Below are 3,857 nucleotides of genomic sequence, written 5' to 3'. Positions count from 1 at the left end.
CCCGACTACAAGACCACAGCCGCAAACAAGGAGATCGGGCTCAACGACTTCTATTTCTGGGAGGGGCAGAAATACGGCACCGTGCAATCATTCGGCGCGATACCCCCCATGCAGTGGCTGACCAACCGCCCCGACTGGCGGGGCAAGGCGCTGCGCCTGATGAGGCCGGCAGTGCGCCAGATCTACAAGAGGATCTTCACCGGCGGACTGGTGCTGGCCGCGATGACGGAAGACCTACCCTATCTGGACAACCGCGTCCTGCCCTACGACCAGCCCAGCCTGGACGGCCGCCAGCGGCTGCGAATCCAATACCGCTTACACACCAGCGAGACCGAACGCCGTGCGGCGTTTTTGCGCCAACTCAAAGAAGTGTTAGAGCCGTTTCGCAAAATGCCCCTGGGCAGCGGCGAAGGAAACGCGAACCTGGGCCACGTCTGCGGCACCTGCCGCTTCGGTACCGATCCCAACACCAGCGTGCTCGACGCACAAAACCGGACCCACGAAGTGGACAACCTCTACGTGGTGGATACCTCGTTTTTCCCCTCCAGCGCTGGCTTGAATCCCAGTTTGACGGTCGCGGCCAACGCCTTGAGGGTGGCCGCACACGTAAACCAAGCCCATTTCGCCACCTGACCCGATCGGTTGTCCGGAGTGCCCACAGGGCGAACGATTTTGGAGTTCAGCTCGGCTCGCGGAGGGCGAGGCCCGCAGCGCGATAGATCGCATCGATGACACTCATGTTCTCGACCGCGTCTTGAGGCGTCGTCTTCACTGGTTCCCCGCGCAGCACCGCCGCGGCGAAAGCGTCAAGCTGATACACAAAAGTGCCGCGCCGTGGGAAGCGCTCCACACGCTTGCTGTCGGCTGATCGGACCGAGAGCCGCGGGAAAACCTGAGGCGCCGCAGGACTGAGCCAACGCAGCTGGCCGCGGTCACCAATTGCCTTGGCGCTCGCCCGAAACATATCCGACGACCACAGCGCGCAGCGGATCCGGCCCGTGAGCCAACTTGTAAACCGCAATTCGGCCGTCATGGCCCGGCCCAGCTGGGCACCGCGCAGTTTCGCCTGTGCTGAAACGACTTCCGGGGTCGAACCGCCGAACGTGCGGAGCATGTCGACCGCATATATTCCGGCATCCATTAGCGCGCCACCGGCAAGAGAGTAGTCATACACATTGGTGTTGGAGCGCTTCGGCAGCAATACGCACAAGGCGATGTCGACCCGCTCCAGCTTGCCCAGCTCCCCTGAGGCGATGATCTGCTCAACGCGCAAAGTCAGCGGGTGGTAGCGGTACTGGATTGCCTCCATCACAACCCGGTCTGACTTGGCGGCCAGATCGGCGATCTCGCGGGCCTCGACAGCATTGGCGGTGAACGGCTTTTCACACAGCACATGCTTGCCCCCGGCGAGCGCAGCCCGGGTCCATCTGCCGTGCAAGCTGTTCGGCTGCACGATGTAGACAGCATCCAGGTCAGGATCGTCGATCAGCGCCTGGTAATTATCGTGCACTTTGGCGATGCCGTGTTTGGTGGCAAACGCTCGGGCATGGGACACGTCGCGATCTGCCACCGCGGCCACCACGACCTCAGCATTTTCCCCGGCCGGTTTGATGAGGATCATCGGCGCGAAGCGTGAAGCACCCAGGATGCCGATCCGCACCGAGGCCCCGCGTCCAGACACGGACGCGATGCTAGCAGTAGGCGTGGGCCGTTCGGATAGGCGAGCAGGGCTCAAACGGTGCGGTCGGCCCGAAGTGCCAACCGGGTGAACGGACTAGCGTTCAGGCCGGCTCGCGGAGCGAAAGGCCGGCAGCGCGATACATCGCGTCGATGACGGTCATGTTCTCGATCGCTTCTTCCGGTGTCGTCTTCACCGGTTCACCGCGCAACACGGCCGCGGCGAAAGCGTCAAGCTGATGCGCATAGGTGGTGGGGCGCCCCGGGAAATTTTCCACCCGCTTTCCGGTGGTTGATCGGACCGAGAACCGCTGGAAAGGTATCAGCGGGTTGAGCCGCAGCTCGCCACGGTCGCCAACCACCTTTGCGGTGAAGTGCGGTAGATCGGTCGACCACATCGAGCAGTGGATCCGGCCGGTGTGCCCGCCGGCAAACCGCAACTCGGCCGTCATGGTCCGGTCCACCTCAGGACTGCGCAGTTTCGCCTGCGCCGAAACGACTTCCGGGGTCGAACCGCCGAACCTGCGCACCATGTCGACCGCATAGCATCCGGAATCCATTAGTGCGCCACCGGCGAGGGAGTAGTTGTAGCGGATGTCAGCGGACTTCGGCATCCAAAAGCACCATTCCGCCTCCACTCGCTGCAGCTTGCCCAGCTCCCCCGAGGCAATGATTTCGTCAACGCGCAAAGCACACGGATGGTAGCGGTAGTGAAATGCCTCCATCACAACCCGGTCTGATTTGGCGGCCAGTTCGGCGACCTCGCGGGCCTCGGCGGCATTGGCGGTGAACGGCTTTTCGCACAGCACGTGCTTACCCGCGTCAAGCGCAGCCCGAGTCCACCTGCCGTGCAAGCCGATGGGCAGCGGGTTGTAGATAGCGTCCAGGTCCGGATCGGCGATCAGCGCCTCGTAGCTGTCGTGCACCCGGGCGATGCCGTGTTTGGCGGCAAAGGCTTGAGCACGCGACACATCGCGTGCTGCCACCGCGGCCACCACCACCTCGCTGTTTCCCCGAGCCGGTTTGATGAGCGCCGACGATGTGATGCGCGCCGCCCCCAGGATGCCAATCCGCACCGGGGCGCCGCGTCCAAACACGGACGCGATGATAGCAGTTAACCTCGGGTCACTCGGACAGATCGAGCAAGACTCGTGCGGTGCTGTTGCCAGATCCACAACGAGCCAACGCCGGCGCATGCTCAGGCGCGCCGACGAGGGCGGATGCGGCTATGGCGAAGAGCGTCCCAACGTCTTCATTACTTGCGCCAGCGCACACCAGTCCCATCTAGGTCGACGATCTCCGTGGCCGCCCCATGTTTCGCGCGCTTGTCGGTGACAGCTTGCTCACACGCCTTCACCGCCAAGTAGTCATCAATGATGCACAACCGCCCGGGGACAGTCGCTGATAGAGGTGGCACGCTTGATCGACGCCCGGTGAGGACGTCGGATTGGTGTGGGTTCGGCCTTCGCGTGCCGACACCTTGGCATACACTCGCGCAATGTTCGCCGCTCATACCTGGCGCCGCGTGGGAATCCGGCTTCGCGCGAACGAAGCTTTACGCAAAGGGAGCCCCGTCCCCCGGGTGTTGCTGGTCTCGAACTATGGCAATTTCGGCGGGGGCGGCGCGACCGTATTTCGTGACATGGCCGTGGCGCTCCGGGAAAAGCGGCCGGACATCGATCTGGTCGCCGTCTTCCCGTGGAAGGGAAGCTTAGCGAAGGAGTGCGCTCGGCACGGTATCCGGACCAAGATTGGCTTGACAGCCTGGTGGGCTTTTCCCGAGCGGTGGCGCACGCCGCGCATTGAGGCGCTCATCGGCGCGCTTCCCCGCGGCGCGCTTCTCCTTCTAGGCATTTTGCAAGCAGTGTTGCTGCTTGTTCGACTGCGTCCGACGATGGTGATCAGCAACACGATGGTCATTCCCTCGCACGCCATCGCTGCCAAACTGCTCGGCATCCCGCACTACTGGTACGTCCTCGAATTCGGAAGAGACGACCATGGGCTTCGGTTCCTGTTGGGCTACCGCAGGAGCATCCGCCTGATCAGCCAGCTTTCGGAGTCGGTGATCTGCATTTCACAGGCAATCGAGAAGGCCATGCTCGCGCTCGATCCAACGATGAGGACGTGCCAGGTGTACCCGGTTGTCGATACCCCGGTCGGCACGCCGTCGGAGCGGCAGC

The 3,857-nt window shown here is 63.2% G+C and carries 4 protein-coding genes and 1 pseudogene; 2 read left to right on the top strand and 3 right to left on the bottom strand.

What is annotated here, in order from left to right:
- Positions 1-633: GMC family oxidoreductase (locus tag ACLP9N_RS00620; RefSeq protein WP_442405581.1), on the top strand; the 633-nt coding region annotated here is incomplete at its 5' end.
- A gap of 46 nt (positions 634-679) precedes the next feature.
- Here the strand turns inward: ACLP9N_RS00620 and ACLP9N_RS00615 are convergent.
- The 3 genes and pseudogenes from ACLP9N_RS00615 to ACLP9N_RS00605 all read right to left on the bottom strand — a co-directional run.
- Positions 680-1,690: a Gfo/Idh/MocA family protein gene (locus ACLP9N_RS00615; RefSeq protein ID WP_442405582.1), complete on the bottom strand. Its 1,011-nt coding sequence runs from the start codon at positions 1,688-1,690 to the stop codon at positions 680-682.
- A gap of 91 nt (positions 1,691-1,781) precedes the next feature.
- Positions 1,782-2,774 (bottom strand): Gfo/Idh/MocA family protein, encoded by a 993-nt coding sequence (locus ACLP9N_RS00610; RefSeq protein ID WP_442405580.1) that lies wholly within the window; start codon positions 2,772-2,774, stop codon positions 1,782-1,784.
- Positions 2,775-2,932: 158 nt separating this feature from the next.
- A pseudogene (locus tag ACLP9N_RS00605) lies at positions 2,933-3,087 on the bottom strand (TylF/MycF/NovP-related O-methyltransferase); the annotation flags it as partial.
- An 88-nt stretch (positions 3,088-3,175) separates the two neighbouring features.
- Here ACLP9N_RS00605 and ACLP9N_RS00600 point away from each other — a divergent pair.
- A partial coding sequence (locus tag ACLP9N_RS00600; RefSeq protein ID WP_442405579.1) for a hypothetical protein occupies positions 3,176-3,857 on the top strand: 682 nt, incomplete at its 3' end.

Origin of the sequence: Mycobacterium sp. (assembly GCF_052144515.1) — a bacterium.
Classification (GTDB): domain Bacteria; phylum Actinomycetota; class Actinomycetes; order Mycobacteriales; family Mycobacteriaceae; genus Mycobacterium.
The sequence above is the reverse complement of the archived record's forward strand: the minus strand, read 5'-3'. Positions and strand labels throughout refer to the sequence as shown.